Below are 24,717 nucleotides of genomic sequence, written 5' to 3'. Positions count from 1 at the left end.
GCCCCCCGCTCGGGCCCGGCCAGATCCACGACGCGAACGGCGTCGCACTGGCCGCGGCGCTCGCCGAGGTCGGCGTGATCGTCACGCCCGCCCGGGTGACCGACGACGCGGCCGCCCTCGTCGCCGTCGCCGCCCGCCACGCCGCCGAGGTCGACCTCGTGCTGACGAGCGGCGGGGTCAGCGCGGGGGCCTACGAGGTCGTCCGCGACGCCTTCGAGGGCTCGGGCGTCACCTTCGGCTCGGTCGCGATGCAACCCGGCGGTCCGCAGGGCTGGGGCACCGTCCGGGTGCACGACCGCGAGCTGCCCGTCGTCTGCTTCCCCGGCAACCCCGTCAGTTCGCTCGTCTCGTTCGAGGCCTTCCTGCGTCCTGCCCTGCACGGCGTCACGGGCGTCGGCCTGCCCCGGCGGCGGTGGACCGGGCCCGTGGCGCACCCCGTCGACTCGCCGGTCGGCAAGCACCAGCTGCGTCGCGGTCGGGTCGACGTCGACGGGCGCGCCCCCCTCGTCGGCGGGCCCCGCCCGCCCCCGCCCGCCCCCCCCCCCGAGGCCCCCCTGCTCGTCTCGATCCCCCTCGGGGGCGACCCCCCCGACGAGGGCGACCGGGTCGAGGTCTGGGCGCTCGCCGACCCCGCCCCCCACGAGAAGGCCGACCGATGACCGAGACCCCGCTGTCCGATGTGCCGCCGTCCGACACCCCGCTGTCCGACACCCCGCTCTCGCACGTCCGCGAGGACGGCACCGCGCACATGGTCGACGTGACCGGCAAGTCCGAGACGAAGCGCATCGCGACCGCCCAGGCCGTGCTGACCACCCGGCCCGACGTGATCGCGCGACTGGTCGACGGCTCGCTGCCCAAGGGCGAGGCCCTCGGCACCGCCCGCATCGCCGGCATCCTGGCCGCCAAGCACACGCCGACCCTGATCCCGCTCTGCCACCCGTTGCCGCTCGGCGCGATCACCGTCGACTTCGAGACCACGGAGGCGCAGGTCACCGTGATCGCACGCGTCTCGACCCGGGGCGTCACCGGGGTCGAGATGGAGGCCCTGACCGCCGCGTCGGTCGCGGCCCTGACGCTGTTCGACATGATCAAGGCGGTCGACGCGCTCGCCGTCATCGGCGACATCAAGGTGCTCGACAAGCAGGGCGGCAAGTCGGGGGACTGGTCACGATGAGCGACGCCGCACCCGAGGTCGTGCAGCGCCGTGCCGTCGTCGTGGTCGCCTCGACGCGCGCCGCCGCCGGCACGGCCGACGACACGACCGGCCCCGTCATCCGCGACTGGTTCGTGGCGCGCGGCTGGCTGGTCGAGGGCCCCGTCGTCGTGGCCGACGGCGAACCCGTCGGCGCGGTGCTCGAGGCCGCCCTCGAGTGGGGCGTCGACGCCGTCGTCACCACCGGCGGCACGGGCGTCTCACCGACCGACGCGACGCCCGAGATGACCCTCCCCCTGCTCGACCGCGCACTGCCCGGCATCGCCGAAGAACTGCGGAGGCGCGGCGCGGCCTCGACGCCGCTGGCCGTCCTCTCCCGCGGGCTCGCCGGCGTGGCCGGAGGCACCTTCGTCGTCAACCTGCCGGGCTCGCGCGGCGGGGTGCGCGACGGGCTCGCCGTGCTCGACGACGTCCTCGACCACGTGGTCGATCAGCTGCACGGTGTCGACCACGCCCAGAACCGCCATCCCAGTCCCGAAGGGGCCGCATGACCGACGACGATCCGACCACCCTTCCCGGCGGAGCCCACGGCGGCCCGTCCGGTTCCGGCGCCGCGTCGCCGGGTGGCACCGCACCCGCGGCCGACCGCGTGCTGCTCGCCCGCGTCGTCGACGTGACCGTGTCGGTGGCCGAGTGCTCCGCGCTCGTGACGAGCCGCGCCTCCGGAGCGGTCGTGACGTTCGAGGGGGGCGTCCGCGACCACGACGAGGGGCGCGGTGTCGAGGCCCTGCACTACGAGGCGCACCCGACCGCGACCGAGGTCATCCGCGAGGTCGCGCTGGCCGTGGCCGAGGCGCACCCCGAGGTCGCGATCGCGGTCGAGCACCGGTACGGCGACCTCGTCGTGGGTGACGTCGCGCTGGCCTGCGCCGTGGCGTCGGCCCATCGCGCCGAGGCCTTCGCGGCCTGCGCCGCCCTCGTCGACGAGGTCAAGGCCCGCACCCCGATCTGGAAGCGCCAGGAGTTCACCGACGGCTCGGACGAGTGGGTGGCGTCGCTGGGCTGACACCGGCTGCGCACCGTCGAGTCGGCCGCCCGGCCCGGGCCGTCTACGCTTCTGTGGTGGCTCATCTACTCGGCGCAGAAAACCTCCGTCTCGAATTCCCGACCAAGGTCGTCCTCGACGGGGTGACCCTCGGCATCGACGAGGGCTCCCGCATCGGTGTCGTCGGCCGCAACGGCGACGGCAAGTCGACGCTCATGTCGGTGCTCGCCGGCCGGCTCGAACCGGACGACGGCCGCGTGACGACCCGCCGCGGCCTGACGATCGGCATGCTCGACCAGCGCGACGTGCTGCCCGAGGGCGCCACGGTCGGCAGCTTGATCGTCGGCGACCGCGACGAGCACGAATGGGCCGGCGACGCGCGCATCCGCGACGTCATCTCGGGCCTCGCCACCGACATCCCGTGGGAGGCGCGGGTCGAGGACCTCCCCGGCGGCCAGCGTCGACGCGGGGCCCTCGCCACCCTGCTGGTCGGCGACTGGGACGTCCTGTTCCTCGACGAGCCCACCAACCACCTCGACGTCGAGGGCGTCGCCTGGCTGGCGCAACACCTCTCGCGCCGATGGTCCACGAACTCGGGCGCGCTCGTCGTCGTGACCCACGACCGGTGGTTCCTCGACGAGGTCTCGACCGACACGTGGGAGGTCCACGACGGCATCGTCGAACCCTTCGAGGGCGGCTACGCGGCCTACGTGCTGCAGCGCGTCGAGCGCGACCGCATGGCGTCGGCCTCCGAGGCCAAGCGTCAGAACCTCATGCGCAAAGAGCTCGCCTGGCTGCGTCGTGGCGCCCCGGCGCGGTCGACCAAGCCGAAGTTCCGCATCGACGCGGCCAACGAGCTGATCGCGGACGAGCCGCCCGTGCGCGACGCGGTCCAGCTGTCGCAGATGGCGACCGCGCGACTCGGCAAGGACGTCGTCGACCTGGTCGAGGTCGGTGTCTCGTTCGGCGACAAGCGCGTCCTGCAGGACGTCGAGTGGCGCATCGCTCCGGGCGAGCGCACCGGCGTGCTCGGCGTGAACGGTGCCGGCAAGTCGACGCTGCTCAAGGTCGTCACCGGGGCCATCACGCCCACCGAGGGGCGCGTCAAGCAGGGCAAGACGGTCAAGTTCGCGATCCTCGACCAGCAGCTCGCCGACCTGCACGAGGTCGCGCACGAGCGGGTCAACGACGTCATCGGGCGTCAGCGCACCTCGTACGTCACCGGCGGCAAAGAGATGACGCCCGGGCAGCTGCTCGAGCGCCTCGGCTTCACCAGCGCCCAGCTGCAGACGCCGATCAAGGACCTGTCCGGTGGCCAGAAGCGCCGCCTGCAGTTCCTGCTCATCCTGCTGAACGAGCCGAACGTTCTGATCCTCGACGAGCCCACCAACGACCTCGACACCGACATGCTCGCCGCGATGGAGGACCTGCTGGACGGCTGGCCGGGCACCCTGCTCGTCGTCTCGCACGACCGGTACCTGCTCGAGCGCGTCACCGACCAGCAGTACGCCGTGCTCGAGGGCCGTTTCCGGCACCTTCCCGGCGGCGTCGACCAGTACCTCCAGCTGCGTCGCGAGGCGACCCAGAACCAAGGAGGCGCGACCGACCGCCCGACGGCCGTCCAGGGGGCCTCGGCGTCGGTCGCGGCCTCGGCCGCCGCGTCGGGCCTGTCCGGCGCCGAGAAGCGCAACGCCGAGAAAGAGTTGGGCTCGATCGACCGCAAGCTGGCCAAGGCGTCGGGCGAGCGCGAGGCCGTGCTCGCACAGTTCGCGTCGTTCGACCAGTCCGACTTCGACGGCCTGGCGGCGTTGCAGGCGAAACTGACGGCGCTCGACCACAAGACGGGCGAACTCGAGGTGCGCTGGCTCGAGCTGAGCGAGCTGCTGGCGTAGGTCGCGGGGCAGCGGCCGTTCAGCCGCCGAGCGTCAGGCTCAGCGTGCGCAACAGCTCGGTCAGCCGGCGGCGGTCGTCGTCGCTGAGATCGCTGAGCAGGGCGTCCTCGGCCGTGACGAGTCGTTCGATCGCGGCGTCGACGGCGCGGCGCCCCTCGGTCGTCATCGTGACCAGGATGCCCCGGCCGTCGTTCGGGTCGGTCCGGCGTTCGACCAGGCCCCGCGCCACCAGTCGGTCGATGCGGTTGGTCATGGCGCCGCTCGAGACGAGCGTCTGCTGCAACAGGGTCTTGGGGCTCAGCTGGTAGGGGGCGCCGGCGCGGCGCAGGGCCGAGAGCACGTCGAACTCCCACGACTCGAGGTCGCTGGCGTGGAAGGCCTCGCGTCGTGCCCGGTCGAGGTGCTTCGACAGACGACCGACGCGCGAGAGCACGTGGAGCGGCGCGAAGTCGAGGTCGGGTCGCTCGTGGCGCCACGCCTCGACGATCCGGTCGACCTCGTCCTGCTCGGGCATCCGCCCATCATGCCCGAGGCCGTCGTCGGACGCGGGAGGCGCGGTGCGGCCCGGCGGGCACGTCACCCCTCGCGGTCACCTCGGTCGAGTCGCGGTCTGGCAGAATGGTCCGGCGCGCATGCGCGGTCCGCCATGGTGTAACGGCAGCACGACAGCCTTTGGAGCTGTTAGGTCTAGGTTCGAATCCTGGTGGCGGAGCCCCGAGCGTCGCAGGTCGCGGTCGGCTCGTCGGTCCCGTCCCGCTCCCGATCGTGGGCGCCCCGGCGTCCGCCTGACGACGAGGACTCCCGTCATGTCGAAGACCAGTTCCGTGCCGCCCCTCCTCCGTGCCGCCCTGCTCGGCATCCTCAGCGGATCGCGTTCGGCGACGCCGCTCGCCGTCCTCGCCCTGAACCACGACACCCCGGAGGCGCGGGGTCGGTGGCAGCGTTGGCGCCTGTTCCGTTCGCCGCCCGCTCGTGGTGTCCTGGTGGCCGCCGGCGTCGGTGAGCTCGTCGGTGACAGGCGGCCGGCCGCGCCGAGCCGGGTCGGCGCCGGGCCTCTGTTCGGGCGCGCGATCTCCGGTGCCGTCGCGGGGATCGCGATGGCCGGCACCGGCCGTCGAGGAACCCCCGTGGCCGCAGCCCTCGCCGGGGCGTCCGGTGCCCTCGTCGGCAGCTGGCTCTTCTACCGGGCACGGAAGGCCGTCGTCGAGAAGACCGGCGTGCCCGACGTCGCCGTCGCGCTCGTCGAGGACGCCGTCGCGATCTCGGGTTCGGTCGCCGTCGTCCGGTCGCGCTGACTCGGCTCGTCCCCACCTGGTCGCGTCGTCGGCGGCGTCCCCACGCCGGGCCAGTGACCCGCGGTCGGGCGGCATCCCGTGGGAGGATCGGCGGTGATCACGCGCCACCCCCCCCCAAGGAGCCCCACGCCCGACCGCCCCCCCCCCGTCGCCGTCCTCGCCGCAGGGCAGGGCACGCGCATGAAGTCCTCGACCCCGAAGGGCCTGCACCGCCTGGCCGGGCTGCCGTTGATCCAGCACGTGCTCGAGAGCGCCGGCGCCCTCCAGCCCGACCACCGCGTCGCCGTCGTCCGGCACGAGCGCGACCTCGTCGTCGCGAGCGTGCTCGACACCGCCCCGCACGCCCTCGGGGTCGAGCAAGGCGGGGCGCCCGGCACCGGCCGTGCCGTCGAACAGGCGGGGGAGGCGCTGCCCGCCGAGTTCACCGGCGACGTCGTGGTCGTCAGCGCCGACGTGCCCTTCCTCGACCACGAGACGCTCACGGCCCTGCTCGACCAGCACCGCGCCGCGTCCGCCTCGGCGACGCTGCTGAGCGCCGTGCTGCCGGACGCCACCGGCTACGGGCGGGTCGTCCGCGGCGACTCGGGCGACGTCGACCGCATCGTCGAGCACAAGGACGCCACCGACGCCGAGCGTGACGTGCGCGAGATCAACTCGGGCACCTACGTCTTCACGGTCGCCGCCCTGCGCACCCACCTGCCCCGCATCGGGTCGGCGAACGCGCAGAACGAGAAGTACGTCACCGACATGGTCGGCCTGCTCACCGGTGCCGGCGAGGTCGTCGCCGCCCGGGCGATCGACGAGACCTGGCGCCTCGAGGGCATCAACGACCGCGTGCAGCTCGCCACCGCGGCCCGTCGCCTGAACGACCGCATCGTCGAGCACTGGCAGCGCGAGGGTGTCTCGATCGTCGATCCGCAGACCACCTGGATCGACCGCGACGTCTCCCTCAGCCCCGACGTCGAGCTGCTGCCCGGCACCCAGCTGCGCGGCGCGACGTACATCGCCCCGGGCGCGGTCGTCGGCCCCGACACGACCCTCGTCGACACCGAGGTGGGCGAGGGGGCGACGGTGAAGCGCACCGACGCGACGCTCGCGGTGATCGGTGCGCGCGCCTCCGTGGGTCCGTTCGCGTACCTGCGGCCCAACACGCTGCTCTCGGCCGACGGCAAGATCGGCACGTTCGTCGAGACCAAGAACGTGCAGATCGGTGCCGGGTCGAAGGTGCCGCACCTCAGCTACGTGGGCGACACCGAGGTGGGCGAGGGGTCGAACATCGGTGCCGGCACCATCACGGCCAACTACGACGGGGTGGACAAGCACCGCACCGAGGTCGGGTCGCACGTCCGCACCGGGTCGCACAACGTCTTCGTCGCCCCCGTTAGGATTGGCGACGGAGCGTACACAGGCGCCGGAACGATCGTCCGCAAAGACGTGCCGGCCGGTGCCCTGGCCTTGAGCATCGCTCCACAGCGCAATGCGAGCGGATGGGTCGAGGCGAACCGCCCCGGCTCGGCGGCTGCCGAGGCCGCCGCTCGTGCCGAACGAACGACCGACTGAACCCGGTCGGGTTGGCCCCTCGGGGCCGGAGAGCGAGTGACGTGTCCGGAATCAAGATCACCGGCGAGAACCGACTCGTTCTGATCTCGGGGCGTGCGCACCCCGAACTGGCCAACCAGATCGCCGCCGAGCTCGGCAGCGAGCTGATCCCGACCGACGCCCGCACCTTCGCCAACGGCGAGCTCTACGCCCGCTTCGACGAGAGCGTCCGCGGCTCGGACGCCTTCGTCATCCAGTCCCACTCGGCCCCGATCAACGAGTGGCTCATGGAGCAGCTGATCATGGTCGACGCGCTGAAGCGGGCTTCGGCCAAGCGCATCACCGTCGTGGCGCCGTTCTACCCGTACGCCCGCCAAGACAAGAAGGGCCGTGGGCGCGAGCCGATCTCGGCCCGGCTCGTCGCCGACCTCTTCAAGGCGGCCGGCGCGCACCGCATCATGAGCGTCGACCTGCACGCCCCGCAGATCCAGGGCTTCTTCGACGGCCCGGTCGACCACCTCTTCGCCATGCCCGTGCTGCTCGAGCACTTCCGCGCCAAGCTCGACAACACCACCCTGACCGTGGTCTCGCCCGACATGGGGCGCGTCCGCGTCGCCGACATCTGGAGCGAGAAGCTCGACGCCCCCCTCGCCATCATCCACAAGCGTCGTGACCCGCTGGTGCCGAACCAGGTCACCGTCCACGAGATCGTCGGCGACGTCGCGGGTCGCGTGTGCCTGCTGGTGGACGACCTGATCGACACCGGTCGCACCATCGTCAAGGCCGCCGAGGCGCTCAAGGCCGCCGGCGCGATCGGCGTCGTGGTCGCCGCGACCCACGCGGTCTTCAGCGACCCAGCCCCCGAGATCCTCAACAGCGAGTTCATCGACTCGGTCGTCGTCACCGACACCCTGCCGCTCACCGAGCACCAGAAGTTCGACAAACTCGAGATCCTGCCCATCGCGCCGCTGATCGCCCGGGCGATCCACGAGGTCTTCGACAACGGCTCGGTCACCTCCATGTTCGACGGCGCTGCCTAGTCTCACCCCGGCTCCGCTCGTGGCTGCTCAGCCGTAGCCGCCCTCACGGAGCAGCCATCCCCGTCGGCCCTGCCCTGCCCGCTCGTCTGTGGTCGGCAACTCCGGAGTTCGGCTGCGCCGCGCCTCCTGCGGGCCGTTCCGGTGGTCGTTCTGCTGAGTTGTCGACGCGGACCGGGTGGCGTGGGGAGGGCCGAGGTCTGCCGCGGCGGGACGACGAACGGGCGTGCCTGCCGAGACGGGCCGCCGCAGCGGCACCGCATCGACGGGCACGCCCGTCAGGGCGCAGGAGGCGCGGTGAGTGCCCCTGGGGACCTCCGTCAGTGGGTCGACGGCTCCGTCTCGATCTCGGACCGGTCACCCGACCACAGGGTGTGGAACGTGCCCTCCTCGTCGACGCGCTGGTAGGTGTGCGCTCCGAAGAAGTCGCGCTGCCCCTGGATGAGCGAGGCGGGCAGGCGTTCCGACGCGAGCGAGTCGTAGTACGACAGGGCCGAGGAGAACCCGGGCACGGGGATGCCCGAGAGGGCGGCCTTGGCGACGATGCGGCGCCAGGCGTCCTCGCCGTCGCGGACGGCCGCGGCGAAGTAGTCGTCCTCGAGCAGGGTCGCGATCGAGGCGTCCTTCTCGTAGGCGTCGACGATGCGGTTGAGGAACTGCGCGCGGATGATGCAGCCACCGCGCCAGATCTTGGCGATGGCGCCCTTGTCGATGTCCCAGTCGTACTCGTCGGCACCGGCGATGATCGCGTCGAAGCCCTGGGCGTAGGCGACGATCTTCGAGGCGTAGAGCGCCTTCTGGACGTCGTCCTCGAAGCCGTCGCCCGCTTCCTGGATCGGGGGCCGTCCCTGCAGGGTCTTCTGCACGGCGGAGCGCTGTGCGGGCTTCGACGACACGGCGCGGGCGAAGACGGCCTCGGCGATGCCGCCGACCGGCACGCCCAACCCGACGCTGTTCTGCACCGTCCAGACGCCCGTGCCCTTCGAGCCGGCCTGGTCGACGATGGAGTCGACGAGCGGGCCGTCGGTCTTGGCGTCTGTCTGGCGGAGCACCTCGGCCGTGATCTCGATCAGGTACGACTCGAGCTCGCCCTTGTTCCATTCCTCGAAGACCGAGGCGATGGCGGCGGGCTCGTGGCCGCCGACCCGGCGCAGCAGGTCGTACGACTCGGCGATGAGCTGCATGTCGGCGTACTCGATGCCGTTGTGGATCATCTTGACGAAGTGGCCCGCGCCGTCGGCGCCGACGTGCGTGACGCAGGGTTCGCCCTCGGCCACGGCCGCGATCGACGCCAGGATCGGGCCGAGCGTCTCGTAGGCCTCCTTCGAGCCGCCGGGCATGATCGACGGACCCTTCAGGGCGCCTTCCTCGCCACCCGAGATGCCGGCGCCCACGAAGTTGAGTCCGCGCTCCTTCAGGGCGGCCTCCCGTCGGCGGGTGTCCTGGAAGTTCGCGTTGCCGCCGTCGACGATGATGTCGCCCTCGTCGAACACGTCGGCGAGCTGGTCGATGACGGCGTCGGTGCCGCGACCGGCCTGCACCATGATGATCGCGGTGCGCGGCTTCTGCAGTGAGGCCGCGAAGTCCTCGATCGACTTCGAGGGGATGAACCCCGCGTCGCCGTGCTCGTCCATCAGGGTGTCGGTGCGCTCGGGGGAGCGGTTGTAGACGGCGACCGTGTTGCCCTCGCGGCTGGCGAGGTTGCGCGCCAGGTTCGAACCCATGACGGCCAGGCCGACGACTCCGATGTTCGCCTGGGCGCTGGACTGCGATGCTGCTCCGTGTTCGGTCACGGTGCCTCCTTCTCGGTCGGTGGTGCCCGCAGACTATGCCTCGGTGCCGAGCGTCCGACAGGCACGGTCCGTACCCCTCCCGGACGGCTCACCTAGGGTTGACGCGACCGTGTCCCCGATCGAAGGCCGTCCGTGACCGACCAGCCCCATCCCGCTCCCTTCCCGCCCGTCGTCGTGATGGGGGTGTCCGGTTCGGGCAAGTCGACCGTGGGCGAGCTGCTGGCCGAGACCCTCGGCATCCCGTTCGTCGACGCCGACGACCTGCACCCCGAGGCCAATCGTCGCAAGATGGCCGAGGGGCACCCGCTCGACGACGACGACCGGTGGCCGTGGCTGCACATCGTCGCCGACCGCATCGCCGCCGCGGGTGACGAGTCGGTCGTCGTGGCCTGCTCGTCGCTGAAGAGGGCGTACCGCGACGTCCTGCGCGAAGGCGACCCGCGCCTCCGGTTCGTCCACCTGACCGGCGTGCGCGACCTCGTCGCCCGTCGCCAGCGCGAGCGCAAGGGACACTTCATGCCGCCCGGACTGATGGAGTCGCAGTTCGCGACCCTCGAGCCGCTGGCCGACGACGAGGCCGGTTTCGAGGTCGACGTGCGTCCCGGCCCGGACGACGTCGTGGCGGCCGTCGTGGCCCATCTCGAGGCCGTGCGACGCGGCGAGCTCGAGCACTGACCGTACGCCCGGCCGGGCGGACGAACGCGCCCTGACGGGCGGACGAACCGAGGAGGCGCGGGTTGGCGACACGCCCGGCCGACGTGTAACCTGGGTAGCTGAACCTCGGCGAGGGGTGCTCCGGCACCCGTGATCGACGCGGTAGGCAGGCGCTCGGTGCTCAGGCACCACTCGTGCAGCGGTGATCGTCCTCCGGGCGGCGCCCCTCGGGTTGCGGGTCCTTCCTCACGCGATGCGCGTTCGAGTTGACACCGACCACACACCCCCGGGCCGTCCGCGGCCCCTGCAAGGAGACGACATGTCCGACCAGAACACCCTCAGCGCCCTCGTGCGCACCAGCTTCGGCAAGGGCGCGGCCCGCAAGATCCGCGCGAAGGACCAGATCCCCGCGGTCATCTACGGTCACGGCACCGACCCCCAGCACGTCACGCTGCCCGGTCACGAGACCATGCTGATCACGCGTCGCGCCAACGCCGTCATCACGCTCGACATCGAGGGCACGAACCAGCTCGCCCTCGTCAAGGACATCCAGCGCGACCCGGTCAAGCAGACCATCGAGCACATCGACCTCATCGTCGTCCGCCAGGGCGAGAAGGTCACGGTCCAGGTGCCCGTGCACGTCGAGGGCGAGTCGGCTCCCGGCACGATCCACGTCGTCGAGCTCAACGTCGTCGAGCTCGAGGTCGAGGCCACGCACATCCCGCAGAGCGTCGTCGTCTCGATCGAGGGCCTCGAAGAGGGCGCCCAGGTCTCGGCCGCCGACCTCGTCCTGCCCAAGGGCGCGACCCTGGTCAGCGAGCCCGAGACCCTCGTGCTCGCCGTCTCGGTGCCCCAGCTCGACCTGACGACCGACGCGGTCTCCGACGAGGACGGCGAAGCCGCCGAGGCCGAGGGCGACGTCGACTCCATCGAGGACGAAGAGCGCTCCGAGTAACACGGCGCACCCCGAACACCCTGCCGGCGCAGACCCACTGAGAGAACGACGACCACGACGATGGCACTCGACGACCAGTGGCTCGTGGTCGGGCTCGGCAACCCCGGGCCCGGCTACGCCGGCAACAGGCACAACGTCGGGCAGATGGTGCTGGCCGAACTGGCCAAGCGTCTGTCCGCCGGCTTCAAGAACCACCGCACGAACGCGACGGTCGCCGAGGGGCGCACCGCTCCCGGCGGCCCTCGCTTCGTGCTGGCCAAGCCCGCGACCTACATGAACGTCTCGGGCGGCCCCACGCAGGCCCTCCTGCGGTACTACGACCTCGACGTGTCGCGGCTGATCGTCGTCCACGACGAGCTCGACATCGACTTCGACGTCGTCCGGCTGAAGCACGGTGGTGGCCACGGCGGCCACAACGGCATCCGCGACATCATCGCCGCCACCGGCTCGAACGAGTTCACCCGGGTGCGGGTCGGCATCGGCCGTCCCCCCGGCCGCCAACCCGCCGCCGACTTCGTCCTCAAGGACTTCTCCTCCGTCGAGCGCAAAGAGCTGCCGTTCCTGATCGGTGACGCCGCCGATGCCGTCGAGATGATCGCGACCGACGGGCTCACGGCAGCGCAGCTCAAGTTCCACACCGCCAAGAGCTGACCGGCTCGCCGGATGCCGGCCGCCCCGGGTCCTTCCTCGGTGTCGCCGTCAGCGAACCCCGGCCGCGGTGTCGGTGGTGCCGCGTAACATCGTGCGGGTGATACTCGCGGGCTTGATCCAGGCGCTCTCGCGCGCCTCCCCGTTCTCCGCGGCCCTCGACCGGGCCGCCCGCACCCCCGACTTCTCGGTCGTCGCCGGTCCCCGCGCCCCGTTGCCCGCGGGGCTGCTCGACCGTCGCGAGGGTCCGCAGGCGATGCTGGCCGCCACCGCCACGGGCCGCGAGTCCGAGGCCGTCCGGGGGTCGCTCGACAGTTACCTGCCCGAGGCCGAGGTCATCGAGTTCCCCGCGTGGGAGACCCTGCCGCACGAACGCCTCAGCCCCAGCGCCGAGACGGTCGGCAAGCGCATCCACGCCCTGCGACGCCTCGCCATCTGGCAGCGCGAGGCGGCCGAGGCGCCCGGCTCCGTGCGGCCGATCGTCGTCGTCGCCGGCGTGCGCGCGGCGCTCCAGCCGCTCAGCGACAACCTCGTCGAGCTCGACCCCGTGCGGCTCACCGTCGGCGAGCGCGGGCACGACCTCTCGGGCATCGCCGTCCATCTGGTCGACCTGGCGTACGCCCGGGTCGACATGGTCACCCGACGGGGCGAGTTCGCCGTCCGTGGCGGCATCCTCGACGTCTTCCCGCCCACGGCCGAGCACCCCGTCCGTGTCGACTTCTTCGGTGACGAGGTCGACCAGATCCGTCGCTTCTCGGTGGCCGCCCAGCGCAGCCTCGACGGCGAGGGCCCGTCGGTCGGGCTGCCTCCGAGCCGCGAGATGCTGCTGACCGAGCCCGTCCGTCAACGCGCCCGCGAGATGCAGCACGAGTTCCCGAGCCTCTCCCAGATGCTCGCCAAGATCGCCGAGGGCATCCCGGTCGAAGGCATGGAGAGCCTGGCGCCCGCGCTCGTGCACCGGCTGGTGCCGGTGACTCATTACCTGCCGGCCGGCGCCTCCATCGTCGTCCTCTCGCCCGAGCGGGTGGTGTCGCGCGCGCAGAGTCTGGCCGAGACCAACCGCGAGTTCCTGTCGGCCGCCTGGAACGCCGCGACCGCCGGTGCCGAAGCGCCGATCGACCTCGACTCGGGCGACTTCCTCAGCCTCCGCGACCTGCGTGAGGCGGCCGGCGACAGGTCCTGGTTCACGATGAGCGGCTTCGACTCGGGCGAGGTCCTGTCCGACGACGAGGCCGTCGCGTCGGCCGGTGACTACGTGCGGGTCGACGCCGCCGTCGTGCCGAGCTTCAGCGGGCACGCCGAGGGTGCCCTCGAGCACGTCGTCGAGCGCGTGCGTGACGGCTGGTCCGTCGTCGTCACGGCACGCGGCGTGGGTCTCGTCGAACGGGCCCGCGACGTGCTCGCCGAGCGCGAGGTCGCCGCCCGTCTCGAAGACAGCCTGCCCGAGACCCTCGAACCCGGCGTCGTCCACCTCGTGGCCGGTGGCGTCGAGGCCGGATTCGAGCTGTTCGAGTCCAAGATCGCCGTCCTCGGCGAGTCCGACTTCTACGGTCGTTCGGCCAACTACGACTCGCGTCAGGTCAAGAAGCTCGCGACCCGTCGCAAGAACGTCGTCGACCCCCTGCAGCTCAAGCCGGGCGACGTCGTCGTGCACTCGACCCACGGCATCGGCAAGTTCCTCGAACTCACCAGTCGCGAGGTGTCGAGCGGCGGGAAGAACGCCGTCAAGCACTCCCGCGAGTACCTCGTGCTCGAGTACGCACCCTCGAAGCGCGGTTATCCCGGCGACAAGCTGTACGTCCCGACCGACCAGCTCGACCTGCTCAGCCGCTACGTGGGTGGCGAGGCCCCGTCGCTCAGCAAGATGGGTGGCGGCGACTGGGCGGCCGCCAAGGGCAAGGCGCGCAAGGCCGTCCGCGACATCGCCGTCGAGCTCGTCAAGCTGTACTCGGCCCGCATGGCGAGCAAGGGCCACGCGTTCCCGCCCGACACCCCCTGGCAGCGCGAGCTCGAAGAGGCCTTCCCGTTCGCCGAGACCCCCGACCAGCTCACGACCATCGACGAGATCAAGGCCGACATGGAGCGCCCGATCCCGATGGACCGCCTGCTCTCGGGCGACGTGGGCTACGGCAAGACCGAGGTCGCCGTTCGAGCCGCGTTCAAGGCCATCCAAGACGGGAAACAGGTCGTGATGCTCGTGCCGACGACCCTGCTCGTCAAGCAGCACTTCGACACGTTCAGCGACCGATTCGCCGGTTTCCCCGTGCACCTCCGCAGCCTCAGCCGGTTCCAGACGGCCAAAGAGTCGAAAGAGACGATCGCCGGGCTCGGCGACGGCACGGTCGACATGGTCATCGGCACGCACCGGCTGCTCAGCGAGAGCATCTCGTACAAGGACGTGGGCCTCGTCATCATCGACGAAGAGCAGCGTTTCGGCGTCGAGCACAAGGACGCCCTCAAGAAGCTCAAGACGAACGTCGACATCCTGGCCATGTCGGCGACCCCGATCCCGCGGTCGCTCGAGATGGCCGTGACGGGCATCCGCGAGATGTCGACCCTGGCCACCCCGCCCGAGGACCGCCACCCGATCCTCACCTTCGTCGGCCCCGAGAGCGACCGACAGAAGGCCGCGGCGATCCGGCGCGAGCTGCTGCGCGAGGGGCAGGTGTTCTACGTGCACAACCGTGTGTCGAGCATCAACCGCATCGCGGCCCAGATCGCCGAGCTGGTGCCCGAGGCCCGCGTCGCCGTCGCCCACGGCCAGATGGCCGAGTCGACGCTCGAGCAGGTCATGGTCGACTTCTGGGAGCGCAAGTTCGACGTCCTCGTCTCGACCACCATCATCGAGACCGGCCTCGACATCGCCAACGCCAACACGTTGATCATCGACCGGGCCGACAAGTACGGCCTCAGCCAGTTGCACCAGCTGCGCGGTCGAGTCGGCCGAGGCCGGGAACGCGGCTACGCGTACTTCCTCTACGACGCAGACAAGCCGCTCAGCGAGACCGCGCAAGACCGGCTCGAGACGATCGCCGCCAACAACGAGCTCGGGGCGGGCATGCAGGTCGCCCTGAAAGACCTCGAGATCCGCGGGGCCGGCAACCTGCTCGGCGGCGAGCAGTCCGGGCACATCGCGGGTGTCGGCTTCGACCTGTACCTGCGCATGATCGGTGAGGCCGTCAGCTCGTTCCGCGGCGACGTCGCCGAGGGTCAGACCGAGCTGCGGCTCGAACTGCCGGTCGACGCCCACGTTCCCGAAGAGTACGTCGAGAGCGAGCGACTGCGCCTCGAGGCCTACCAGAAGCTCTCGACGGCCAGCTCGCCCACCTCGACCGACGACCAGATCGACTCGGTGCTCGACGAACTCACCGACCGCTACGGCGAGCCCCCGGCACCCGTGCTCGCCCTGATCGAGGTCTCGCGCCTACGCCGCGCGGCCCAGAAGGCCGGGCTCAGCGAGGTGGTCGTCATGGGCAGCAACCTGCGCGTCGCGGGCATCGACCTGCCCGACAGCATGCAGGTCCGGCTGCAGCGCATGTACCCGGGCGCGCGGTGGTTCGCGCAGGCCAACGCCGTCAGCGTGCCCCTGCCGCGCGCTCACGGGCAGGCGCCGAGCGACGACGAGTTGATCGTCTGGGTCGAGCAGCTCCTGTCGGCGATCTACTCCGCCCCGGTCGCCCGTCCGGCGACCGACACGGCCGCGGCGAACTGACCGTGTCCGCCCGGCGGGCAGGCGGCGCCCCGGACGAGGAGGCGCGGGGCGGCCTCGGGTCCGGGGCAGGTGCCCGGTTCGACGAGCTCGCCGGCGTGGTCGACGCCCTCCTCGCCGACGAGGGCGGGTGCGCCTGGAACAGAGCGCAGACCCCTCGATCCCTCGTGACCTATCTCGTCGAAGAGACCTACGAACTCGTCGAGGCGATCGAGGACGGCACCGTGGACGACCTCCGGGAAGAGCTCGGGGACGTGCTCTACCAGGTGGTCTTGCACAGCGCTCTGGCTGCGCGCGCCTCCTCGGGGTCGTTCGAGCTCGCCGACGTCGTCGGCGACGTCGCCGAGAAGACCGTGCGGCGTCATCCCCACGTGTTCGGGGCCGACCGGGCCGACGGCGTCGACGACATCGTCCGTCTCTGGTCGGCGGCGAAGGCCGTCGAGAAGTCGCAGCGGACGAGTGCCTACGACGGCGTCCCGGTCGGGCAGCCGGCTCTCGCCCGGGCGCAGAAGCTCGACGCGCGTCGGGCTTCCGCGGGCGTGGCACGGCCCACGCCGCTTCCTGCGCCGACCTCGACGTCGGGCACGGAGGACTCCGTCGCCCGAGCCGGGTCGAGCGAGCTCGCCTGGGGCAGGGCGCTGCTGGCACGGGTCGACGAAGCCACCGATCGCGGCATCGACGCCGAGCGTGCCCTTCGGGCGGCCGTGCGCGAACGCGAGACGCTGCTTCGACGAGATGAGGCAGGACCGGCCCAGGCGGGACCGGCCGAAGTGGGACCGGCCGAAGTGGGCCCGGCAGAGAACGGATCGTCCGATCTGGGGGCGGCTGAGGACGCCCCGGTCGAGCAGGTGCCCCCTCAACCCGAATGAGGGGGCACCTCGGCGTCGCCTGCTCAACCCGAATGAGCGGCGAGGCCGGCGCTCGTCCACCAGCGGATCGGCCCGAGGGGCAGCGACCCGACGGAGACCGAGTGGTGTCCTCAATGTAGAGGATGAGTGGTGACATGTCAAAAGCCGACATGTCGGTCCGCACGTCGTCCGGGTTCGGGCCCGCGGAAGGGTGGTGAGGCCGTCGGTCGACCGACCGGTCGGCCACGACAGACGTCTGTTATGGTCCACTACGACGACGGCGACCGCGCAGGGCGAGTACGACTCGTCGGCACGAAGGAGCGGCACCATGCCTCGCAAGCCTGACCCCACCCGCAAGCCCGAACTCCTCGGTCAGATCCTCGAGCACCTTCGAGGTCGCTCCCTCGCCACCGTGTCCTTCCGCACCTTGGCCGAGGCCCTCGGGGTCAGCACGTACGTCTTCGTCTACCACTTCGGCAACCGGGCGGAGCTCGTCGCCGAGATCGTCCGTGCCGTCGTCGCCCGCAACGATGCACTGCTCGCGGTCGCGGTCTCCGAGCTCGACCGTGAGGCGTTCGGCAAGCACCTGGCGAAGGTCTGGCACGACGTCTCCACCGAGCGGGGACGCGACCTGCATCGCCTCGAGCTCGAGGCGGCCCTGCTCGAGACCGTGGCGGGCGAGGCCGACGGCACCGCCCGCGGGGCGGTCGGTCGGTGGGTCGACCACGTCGCCGACTGGCTCTCGGCGAACGGGGTCGCGACGGCCGAGGCCAAGGTCGCGGCGCGGGTCTTCGTCGATGCGCTCTTCGGCCTGCAGTACGACGCCATCGTCTCGGGTGACGGGCGTCGAGCGTCCGCGGCGTACAAGCAGGCGGTCGAGATCTTGGTCTCGCGCGTCCCTCGGCGCTGACCCTGCCTGGCGCAGGTTTCGGGAGGGCGGGAGCCTGATGGTCTCGGCGGGGTGTCCGGTGGATCGGAGCCGGGCCGAGCGCATGGCGCCCGACCCGGCCCGGGCCCTCACCGCAGGGAAGGGAGGGCCTCGAGGTGTGACCGACACGCAACCCGATTCGTGCCGACCACCCGAATGAACCATAACGTAGAATGTGACATGCCTGCAAGTCGCCTCTGACGTCGAGGGTTCGGTGTCTCTGGGAGGATGTCCTCATGCCGACCCCCGTCAACCCGCCGCGCGGCATGCGCGACCACCTGCCCGCCGACAAGAGGCGCCGTGAGGGCGTCCTCTCGCTCATCCGGGGCGTGTACCGCTCCTACGGCTTCGACGAGATCGAGACGCCCGTCGTCGAAGAGAGTTCGCGCCTCCATTCGGGTCTGGGGGGCGACAACGAGAAGCAGGTCTTCGCCGTTCTCAGGCGGGGCCTCGACCTCGACGACCTGCGGTCGGCCGAGAGCGTGCTCGGACTCGCCGATCTGGGGCTCCGTTTCGACCTCACGGTGCCGCTCGCACGCTTCTACGCGTCGCACCGAGCCGAGCTGCCGACGGTCTTCCGCTCCGTGCAGATCGCCCCGGTGTGGCGGGCCGAGCGTCCGCAGAAGGGGCGCTACCGGCAATTCGTCCAGTGCGACATCGACGTCCTGGGCGAGGCCGGGCCCCTAGCCGAGATCGAACTGATCCAGGCCACCACCGCCGTGCTCGACGCCCTCGGTCTCACCGGGACGACCATCCGCGTGAACGACCGCCGCATCCTGCTGGCGATGCTCGCGCACTGGGAGGTGCCCGAGGCGCTCACCGACCAGGCGCTGATCGTCGTCGACAAGCTCGACAAGATCGGCGTCGACGGCGTCGTGGCCGAACTCGACGACCTCGGCGTCACCACTCCCGGTCTCGGCGAGGCGCTCACCCAGCTCGCCGACGCTTCCTGGGCCACCGGTGAGGCCGACGACGCTCCGTGGCTCGACCGGGCGGCGTTCGCCGACCTGGTCGCGCTGCGTGAGGCGTTGCCGGGATCGACCCTCGAGTTCGATCCGACCCTGGTCCGCGGCATGGGGTACTACACGGGCACGATCTTCGAGATCGCCCACCCCGACGTGCCCTACTCGCTCGGCGGCGGGGGTCGATACGACGGCATGATCGGCCGCTTCCTCGGCAGCGACGTGCCCGCGGCAGGTTTCTCGCTGGGGTTCGAACGCCTCGTCGACCTGGTGACCCTCGAGGCCGGCGACGACGAGGGTCTCGCGCTGGTCTACGACAAGAAGGTCGAACCGGTCGAGTTGCTCGCCCTGCAGCGGGCGCTGCTGGCGGGCGGCGAGCGACGCGTGCGCCTCGAGAAGAAGGCCAAGAACTTCACCAACCAGCTCGACGGTCTGGCGGCGGCGGGGTTCGGCCGGTTCGTGACCGGGCGCGGGGGCGAGTCGGTCGCCGACCTCGAGGTCCGCACGATCGGCTGACCGCCTCCCCACGGCTCCTCGCCACGAACCACGGCAGGAGGCGCGGCTAAGCTGGGCCACGGACCTCGCGTCCCCAGACGAACGACTACTAAGGAGCTCTCCAGTGGCAGCAATCGACGCCGTAGGCGCCCGCGAAATCCTCGACTCGCGGGGCAACCCCACCGTCGAGGTCGAGGTCTTGCTCGAGGACGGCACGGTGTCGCGTGCGGCCGTCCCCTCGGGTGCATCGACCGGGGCCTTCGAGGCCTACGAGCTGCGTGACGGCGACACGAGCCGTTACCTCGGCAAGGGCGTGCTCAAAGCCGTCGCCGCCGTCATCGACGAGATCGGCCCCGAGGTCGAAGGTCTCGACGCCACCGACCAGCGCCTGATCGACCAGGCCATGATCGAGCTCGACGGCACCGACAACAAGAAGCGTCTCGGCGCGAACGCCATCCTCGGCGTCTCGCTGGCCGTGGCCCGCGCGGCGGCCGACTCGGCCGACCTGCCCCTGTTCCGCTACCTCGGTGGGCCGAACGCGCACACCCTGCCCGTCCCCATGCTCAACGTGATCAACGGTGGTTCGCACGCCGACAGCAACGTCGACATCCAGGAGTTCATGATCCTGCCGGTCGGCGCGTCCTCGTTCGCCGAGGCGCTGCAGTGGGGCGCCGAGACCTACCACGCCCTCAAGAGCGAGCTCAAGGCCAAGGGCCTCTCGACCGGCCTGGGCGACGAGGGCGGCTTCGCGCCGAACCTCGACAGCAACCGCGCCGCGCTCGACCTGCTCGTCGAGGCGATCACCAAGGCCGGCTTCACCCCGGGCAAGGACCTCGCCCTGGGCCTCGACGTGGCCTCGAGCGAGTTCTACGCCGACGGCAGCTACACCTTCGAGGGTGAGAAGTGCGACTCGGCCTTCCTCGCGAACTACTACGCCGACCTCGTCGCGTCGTACCCCCTCGTCACCATCGAGGACCCGCTCGACGAAGACGACTGGGAGGGCTGGGCCCACCTCACGAGCGAGATCGGCTCGAAGACCCAGATCGTCGGCGACGACCTGTTCGTCACCAACCCCGAGCGCCTGGCCAAGGGCATCAAGGCAGGCGCCGCCAACTCGATCCTCGTCAAGGTCAACCAGATCGGCACGCTGACCGAATCGCTCGACGCCGTGGCGCTCGCCCAGCGCAGCGGCTACACGACGGTCCTCTCGCACCGTTCGGGTGAGACCGAGGACACCACGATCGCCGACCTCGCCGTCGCGACCGACGCGGGCCAGATCAAGACCGGCGCCCCCGCCCGCAGCGAGCGCGTCGCGAAGTACAACCAGCTCCTCCGCATCGAGGAAGAGCTCGGCGACGCCGCGGTCTACGCCGGGTACAGCGCTTTCCCGCGCTTCTCCGCCTGACGCGACCCGCGCCTCCTCGGGGCCCGTCCTGCTCGCGCGGGGCGGGCCTCCGTCGTTCCCCAGAGACGTCGTTTAGGCTCGTCGCATGCCCCGTGAGACCGCGAACCGCCGTGTGCCGGTGACCCTGCCGACCGGCGAGACGCCGACGGGCCATTGGCTGCGCTCCATCCGGTTCTCGGGATTCAGTGTGCTCATGCTGGTCATCCTCGTCATGTTCGTCGTCATCCTCGCCCCCTCGTTGCGCACCCTGATCCAGCAGCAGCAGCAGATCGCCGCCCTGCAGGACGACGTCCGGCAGCAAGAGCAGTCCGTCGACGAGTTGAAAGGGGACGTCGCGCGGTGGAGTGATCCGGCCTACATCGAGGCGCAGGCGCGTGACCGCCTGCTCTACGTCTACCCGGGCGAGTACAGCTACCTCGTGATGGGTGACGACGCGGCTCAGACCCCCGGCACGGCTCCGGGCACCGGCACGACGATCAGCGACTCGTTGCAGACGCCCCAGGTCGACTGGGTGGCGGCCATGACGGCCTCGGTGCTCGACGCCGGCCTCAGCGACGAACCCGCGACCGAACTCGTCGCGCCCGACATCAGCGGCAGCCAGGTGCCCGCCCCGACCTCCGAGCAGACAGGTGGCACGCCGTGACCACGCCCCCCTTCGACCCCGTGACCGATCACGACGTCCGTGTCGTGACGGCCCAGCTCGGGCGCCCCGCGCGCGACGTGATCGGCATCGCCGCGCGCTGCGTCTGCGGTGCACCCACCGTCGTGGCGACGAGACCGCGTCTGACCGACGGCACGCCCTTCCCGACGCTCTACTACCTGTGCCACCCCGGCGCCACGGCCGCCGTGTCGACCCTCGAGGCCACCGGGGTGATGGCCGAGTTCACCGACCTCCTCGAGTCCGACCCCGAGTTGGGAGGCCGCTACCAGGCCGCGCACGAGGCCTACCTGGCCGACCGCGAGGGCATCGAGCACGTCGACGAGATCGACCACGTCACGGCGGGCGGCATGCCCGAGCGGATCAAGTGCCTGCACGCCCTCGTCGGACACTCGCTGGCCGCCGGGCCGGGCGTCAACCCGTTCGGCGACCTCGCCCTCGAGCGGGCGTCGTGGAGTCCCGACGTGTGCCGGTGCCCCGACTTCCTGGCCGACGACGAGCCGTCCGTCGCCGCGCCCGCGATCGGCGGGGGAGCCTGACGCGCGTGCGCCGATCCGGGGGGTTCGTGGTGGCGATCGTGCTGGGGGCCCTGGTCGCCGCCGTCGTGCCGGCATCGGCCGCGTCGGCCGATCAGGTGCGCGACGCCGAGTACTGGCTCGCCGACTACGGCATCCAGAGGGCCTGGCAGACGACACGTGGTGCGGGGACGACCGTGGCCGTGATCGACACCGGCGTCGACTCGTCGGTGCGTGAACTCCAGGGCGCCGTCGTCGGCGGCACCGACGTCTCGGGGCTCGGCTCGCCCGACGGCCAGACGCCGGTCGGCGAGGACCCCAACCACGGCACGCTGGTCGGATCGATGGTCGCGGGCCGCGGCACCGGATCCGACGACGGCGTGATCGGTGTCGCGCCCGAGGCCGACCTGCTCTCGGTGTCGGTGGGCTTCGGATCGACGGCCGTGGACTCCGACGACCAGATCGCGCGAGCCGTGCGCTGGGCGGTCGACGCCGGGGCGGACGTCATCAACATGTCCCTGACCCGCAACACGCTCGACTGGCCGACCAGCTGGGACGACGCTTTCCTCTACGCCATGCAGCACGACGTCGTCGTCGTCGCGGCGGCCGGCAACCGCGGCAGCGGGACGACCGAGGTGGGAGCGCCGGCGACGATGCCGGGCGTCCTGACCGTCGCCGGGGTGGACCGGCAAGGAACGGCGAGCTTCGACGCGTCGAGTCAGGGCATCACGATCGGCGTGGCCGCCCCCAGCGAAGACCTGGTGGGTGTCGGTCCCGGCGACGTCCACTACAGCTGGAGCGGCACGAGCGGGGCCACACCCCTCGTCGCGGGCATCGTCGCCCTCGTGCGCAGTGCCCACCCCGAGCTCGACGCAGACGACGTCATCAACCGTGTCGTGGCGACGGCCACCCCGAAGGGCACCACGACGCCCGACCCCCTGTACGGCTACGGGCTCGTCGACGCCGCGGCGGCCGTCACCGCCTCGGTGCCGACGGTCGCCGAGAACCCGATGGGTGACCTGGCCGAGTGGATCCGCGTGCACCGGCGGGCGGACGTGCCGGCGCCGTCGGCGCAGGCGACGAACCCGGCCGTCGAGGCGCCCGTGCCGACGCCGGTGACCGATCCTGGCCAGCCGTTGACGGTCCTGCTGCCCACCGTCGAGACCATGAGGTCCACGGGCATCCCCATGATCGTCTTCACGGTCTTCGGCGGAGCGGCCGTTCTCGTCGCCGTCGGCGCGGTCCGCCAGTTCAGGCGTGCGCGGCGGTCGGGGTAAGGTCGTCTGCGACACCCCCACCTCAAGGAGACATTCGCCGTGCCCAAAATCCTGATCGTCGGCGGCGGCTACGCCGGTTTCTACACCGCCTGGAAGCTCGAGAAGTGGCTGCGCGCGGGTGAGGCCGAGGTCACGATCGTCGACCCGCTGCCCTACATGACGTACCAGCCGTTCCTGCCCGAGGTGGCCGCCGGGTCGATCGAGCCGCGCCACGCGGTCGTCGCCCTCCGACGCCACCTCAAGAAGACGAACGTCGTCACGGCCAAGGTCACCGGCGTGGACCACGCTTCCAGGACCGCCACCATCACACCCGAGGTGGGCGACGCCTGGACGATGCAGTACGACCAGATCGTCATGACGGCCGGTGCCGTGTCCCGCACCTTCCCGATCCCGGGCGTCGCCGACGAGGCCATCGGCCTCAAGACCATCGAAGAGGCCGCCGCGATCCGCGACAAGGTGCTCACGAACTTCCAGAAGGCGGCGAACCTGCCGGCCGGTCCCGAGCGCGACCGACTGCTCACGGTCGTCGTCGTCGGCGGTGGCTTCGCCGGCATCGAGGTCTTCGCCGAACTGCGCAGCTTCGCCAGCGACCTGCTCAAGAACTACCCCGACCTCACCATCGACGACACGCACTTCCACCTCGTCGAGGCCATGGGCCGCATCATGCCCGAGGTCTCGCTCGAGACCAGCCACTGGGTGCTGAAGAACCTCGCCGAACGCGCCGCCACGGTCCACCTCGACACGCAGCTGCAGTCGGCGGTCGGCGGCAAGATCGAACTCTCCACCGGTGAGTCGTTCGAGTCCGACCTCATCGTCTGGACGGCCGGCGTCATGGCCAACCCGATGGTCCGCGGCACCGACTTCCCGCTCGAGCAGCGCGGACGCATCACCGTCAAGGCCGACCTGCGCATCGTCGACGGCGAGACCGTCGTCCCCGACGCCTGGGCCTGTGGCGACGTCGCCGCCACCCCCGACCTCACCGGGAAGGGCGTGGGCGGGTTCTGCGTACCGAACGCCCAGCACGCCGTCCGCATGGGCAAGCGCCTCGCGAAGAACATCGTCGCGTCACTCCGCGGCGAGGGGCTCGTCGACTACAAGCACGAGAACCTCGGTGCCGTGGCCGGCCTCGGTCTGAACGTCGGAGTCTTCCAGAGCGGCAAGTTCGCCATGAAGGGATTCCCGGCCTGGGCCGCCCACCGTGGGTACCACGGCATGGCCATGCCCTCGTTCGAGCGCAAGTTCCGCGTCGTGGGTGGCTGGTGGAACAACTTCTGGTTGGGGCGCGACATCGTCTCGCTCGACAACCGTGAGCGTCCCCGGGCGGCCTTCGAAGAGTTCGCCTCGCGTCCCAAGCCGGCCGTCGAGACGCCCGCCGAGGCGGCAGCTCCCGCATCCGTCGGTGCCGGCCAACCCGCAGGCGAGGCCGGACCCGCCTATGCGAACCCGGTCGAAGACGACGGCACGGCGAAGAAGGGCACGGCCGAAGGGGGCGAGGCTGCCGCGAAGGCCCCTCGCAAGGCTCCCGCCCGCAAGCCCGCCGCCAAGAAGACGGCCGCCGGCGAGACCGCGGCAAGCGACGGGGCACCAGCCTCCGAGTGACCCTCGAGGACGTTCGAGACGCCCGCCCGCTGCCTGCAGCGTGGCGGGCGTCTGCGTCTCGTAGGCTGGTCGCACGGGCCCCCGTAGCCCAATCGGCAGAGGCAGGCGACTTAAAATCGCTTCAGTCAGGGTTCGAGTCCCTGCGGGGGCACCTGCCACCCGTCCGGCACGGGTGCACCTGTCCCGTGTCGGCCCGGGGGCACCTGCCCCGACGCCGGACGGGCCCGCCCGCGCCTGAGACCACGTGCTGAACGCAGCCTCGTGTCGTCGACCTCGCCCGCGCCTCCTGATCGCGGCTGCGCCTGTCGCC

General features: G+C 71.3%; 22 protein-coding genes and 2 tRNA genes. 22 read left to right on the top strand and 2 right to left on the bottom strand.

Annotated elements, in window-relative coordinates:
- The 5 genes from AEQ27_RS13830 to AEQ27_RS13810 all read left to right on the top strand — a co-directional run.
- On the top strand, window positions 1–659 hold a 659-nt coding region (locus AEQ27_RS13830; RefSeq protein WP_235451100.1), incomplete at its 5' end, for a molybdopterin-binding protein.
- The gene (moaC, locus tag AEQ27_RS13825) at window positions 656–1,174 is read left to right on the top strand and encodes a cyclic pyranopterin monophosphate synthase MoaC (RefSeq protein ID WP_054147191.1); all 519 of its coding nucleotides are present in this window, start codon (window positions 656–658) and stop codon (window positions 1,172–1,174) included. The genes AEQ27_RS13830 and moaC, both read left to right, overlap by 4 nt.
- Entirely contained in the window at window positions 1,171–1,704 is a 534-nt protein-coding gene (locus AEQ27_RS13820) for a molybdenum cofactor biosynthesis protein B (protein ID WP_200908375.1), read from the top strand. Before moaC ends, AEQ27_RS13820 begins: the two co-directional genes overlap by 4 nt.
- Window positions 1,701–2,219: a molybdenum cofactor biosynthesis protein MoaE gene (locus AEQ27_RS13815; RefSeq protein ID WP_082383585.1), complete on the top strand. Its 519-nt coding sequence runs from the start codon at window positions 1,701–1,703 to the stop codon at window positions 2,217–2,219. The genes AEQ27_RS13820 and AEQ27_RS13815 overlap by 4 nt, the downstream gene beginning before the upstream one ends.
- Before the next feature lie 56 nt (window positions 2,220–2,275).
- On the top strand, window positions 2,276–4,090 hold the full coding sequence (locus AEQ27_RS13810; RefSeq protein ID WP_054147195.1) for an ABC-F family ATP-binding cassette domain-containing protein: 1,815 nt from the start codon (window positions 2,276–2,278) through the stop codon (window positions 4,088–4,090).
- 19 nt (window positions 4,091–4,109) lie between these two features.
- Here the strand turns inward: AEQ27_RS13810 and AEQ27_RS13805 are convergent, their stop codons facing one another.
- Complete coding sequence (locus AEQ27_RS13805) at window positions 4,110–4,604, bottom strand: MarR family winged helix-turn-helix transcriptional regulator (RefSeq protein WP_054147190.1); 495 nt, start codon at window positions 4,602–4,604, stop codon at window positions 4,110–4,112.
- A gap of 126 nt (window positions 4,605–4,730) precedes the next feature.
- Between AEQ27_RS13805 and AEQ27_RS13800 the strand changes: the two genes are divergently transcribed.
- The 4 genes from AEQ27_RS13800 to AEQ27_RS13785 all read left to right on the top strand — a co-directional run bounded on the left by AEQ27_RS13800 (window position 4,731) and on the right by AEQ27_RS13785 (window position 7,964).
- Window positions 4,731–4,802 (top strand) — tRNA-Gln (locus AEQ27_RS13800).
- A gap of 94 nt (window positions 4,803–4,896) precedes the next feature.
- Window positions 4,897–5,385, top strand: coding sequence for a DUF4126 family protein (locus tag AEQ27_RS13795; RefSeq protein ID WP_054147189.1), 489 nt, complete (start codon window positions 4,897–4,899; stop codon window positions 5,383–5,385).
- A 96-nt stretch (window positions 5,386–5,481) separates the two neighbouring features.
- Entirely contained in the window at window positions 5,482–6,945 is a 1,464-nt protein-coding gene (glmU, locus tag AEQ27_RS13790) for a bifunctional UDP-N-acetylglucosamine diphosphorylase/glucosamine-1-phosphate N-acetyltransferase GlmU (RefSeq protein ID WP_255349769.1), read from the top strand.
- Window positions 6,946–6,986: 41 nt separating this feature from the next.
- Window positions 6,987–7,964 carry a ribose-phosphate diphosphokinase gene (locus tag AEQ27_RS13785; protein WP_054147187.1) on the top strand — a complete coding sequence of 326 codons (978 nt, stop codon included), beginning with the start codon at window positions 6,987–6,989 and terminating at the stop codon, window positions 7,962–7,964.
- Window positions 7,965–8,281: 317 nt separating this feature from the next.
- Here AEQ27_RS13785 and gndA read toward each other — a convergent pair whose 3' ends face one another.
- Window positions 8,282–9,685: an NADP-dependent phosphogluconate dehydrogenase gene (gene gndA / locus AEQ27_RS13780; protein WP_054147194.1), complete on the bottom strand. Its 1,404-nt coding sequence runs from the start codon at window positions 9,683–9,685 to the stop codon at window positions 8,282–8,284.
- Between the two features lie 201 nt (window positions 9,686–9,886).
- Here gndA and AEQ27_RS13775 point away from each other — a divergent pair, with 201 nt between their 5' ends.
- From AEQ27_RS13775 to AEQ27_RS13715, 13 genes are all read left to right on the top strand, one after another.
- Window positions 9,887–10,429 (top strand): gluconokinase, encoded by a 543-nt coding sequence (locus tag AEQ27_RS13775; protein WP_235451099.1) that lies wholly within the window; start codon window positions 9,887–9,889, stop codon window positions 10,427–10,429.
- Between the two features lie 298 nt (window positions 10,430–10,727).
- On the top strand, window positions 10,728–11,363 hold the full coding sequence (locus AEQ27_RS13770) for a 50S ribosomal protein L25/general stress protein Ctc (RefSeq protein WP_054147186.1): 636 nt from the start codon (window positions 10,728–10,730) through the stop codon (window positions 11,361–11,363).
- 60 nt (window positions 11,364–11,423) lie between these two features.
- Window positions 11,424–12,014, top strand: coding sequence for an aminoacyl-tRNA hydrolase (gene pth, locus AEQ27_RS13765; RefSeq protein ID WP_054147185.1), 591 nt, complete (start codon window positions 11,424–11,426; stop codon window positions 12,012–12,014).
- Between the two features lie 97 nt (window positions 12,015–12,111).
- Window positions 12,112–15,723 (top strand): transcription-repair coupling factor, encoded by a 3,612-nt coding sequence (gene mfd / locus AEQ27_RS13760; RefSeq protein ID WP_054147192.1) that lies wholly within the window; start codon window positions 12,112–12,114, stop codon window positions 15,721–15,723.
- Between the two features lie 2 nt (window positions 15,724–15,725).
- Window positions 15,726–16,589 (top strand): MazG nucleotide pyrophosphohydrolase domain-containing protein, encoded by an 864-nt coding sequence (locus AEQ27_RS13755; RefSeq protein ID WP_054147184.1) that lies wholly within the window; start codon window positions 15,726–15,728, stop codon window positions 16,587–16,589.
- 307 nt (window positions 16,590–16,896) lie between these two features.
- Window positions 16,897–17,478, top strand: coding sequence for a TetR family transcriptional regulator (locus AEQ27_RS13750; RefSeq protein ID WP_054147183.1), 582 nt, complete (start codon window positions 16,897–16,899; stop codon window positions 17,476–17,478).
- 254 nt (window positions 17,479–17,732) lie between these two features.
- Window positions 17,733–18,974 (top strand): histidine--tRNA ligase, encoded by a 1,242-nt coding sequence (hisS, locus tag AEQ27_RS13745; protein ID WP_054147182.1) that lies wholly within the window; start codon window positions 17,733–17,735, stop codon window positions 18,972–18,974.
- A 103-nt stretch (window positions 18,975–19,077) separates the two neighbouring features.
- Window positions 19,078–20,358, top strand: coding sequence for a phosphopyruvate hydratase (gene eno, locus AEQ27_RS13740; protein ID WP_054147181.1), 1,281 nt, complete (start codon window positions 19,078–19,080; stop codon window positions 20,356–20,358).
- A gap of 85 nt (window positions 20,359–20,443) precedes the next feature.
- Window positions 20,444–21,001: a septum formation initiator family protein gene (locus AEQ27_RS13735; protein ID WP_054147180.1), complete on the top strand. Its 558-nt coding sequence runs from the start codon at window positions 20,444–20,446 to the stop codon at window positions 20,999–21,001.
- Window positions 20,998–21,555 (top strand): DUF501 domain-containing protein, encoded by a 558-nt coding sequence (locus AEQ27_RS13730; protein WP_054147179.1) that lies wholly within the window; start codon window positions 20,998–21,000, stop codon window positions 21,553–21,555. Before AEQ27_RS13735 ends, AEQ27_RS13730 begins: the two co-directional genes overlap by 4 nt.
- 5 nt (window positions 21,556–21,560) lie before the next feature.
- Window positions 21,561–22,808: a S8 family serine peptidase gene (locus AEQ27_RS13725; protein WP_054147178.1), complete on the top strand. Its 1,248-nt coding sequence runs from the start codon at window positions 21,561–21,563 to the stop codon at window positions 22,806–22,808.
- 39 nt (window positions 22,809–22,847) lie between these two features.
- Window positions 22,848–24,407 (top strand): NAD(P)/FAD-dependent oxidoreductase, encoded by a 1,560-nt coding sequence (locus AEQ27_RS13720; protein WP_054147177.1) that lies wholly within the window; start codon window positions 22,848–22,850, stop codon window positions 24,405–24,407.
- 77 nt (window positions 24,408–24,484) lie between these two features.
- A tRNA-Leu gene (locus AEQ27_RS13715) sits at window positions 24,485–24,558 on the top strand.
- The last annotated feature ends 159 nt before the right edge of the window (window positions 24,559–24,717 follow it).

The organism is Frigoribacterium sp. RIT-PI-h (genome assembly GCF_001297205.1).
In the GTDB taxonomy this organism is placed as follows: Bacteria; Actinomycetota; Actinomycetes; order Actinomycetales; family Microbacteriaceae; genus Frigoribacterium.
This window is presented reverse-complemented; position numbering and strand designations above follow the sequence as displayed.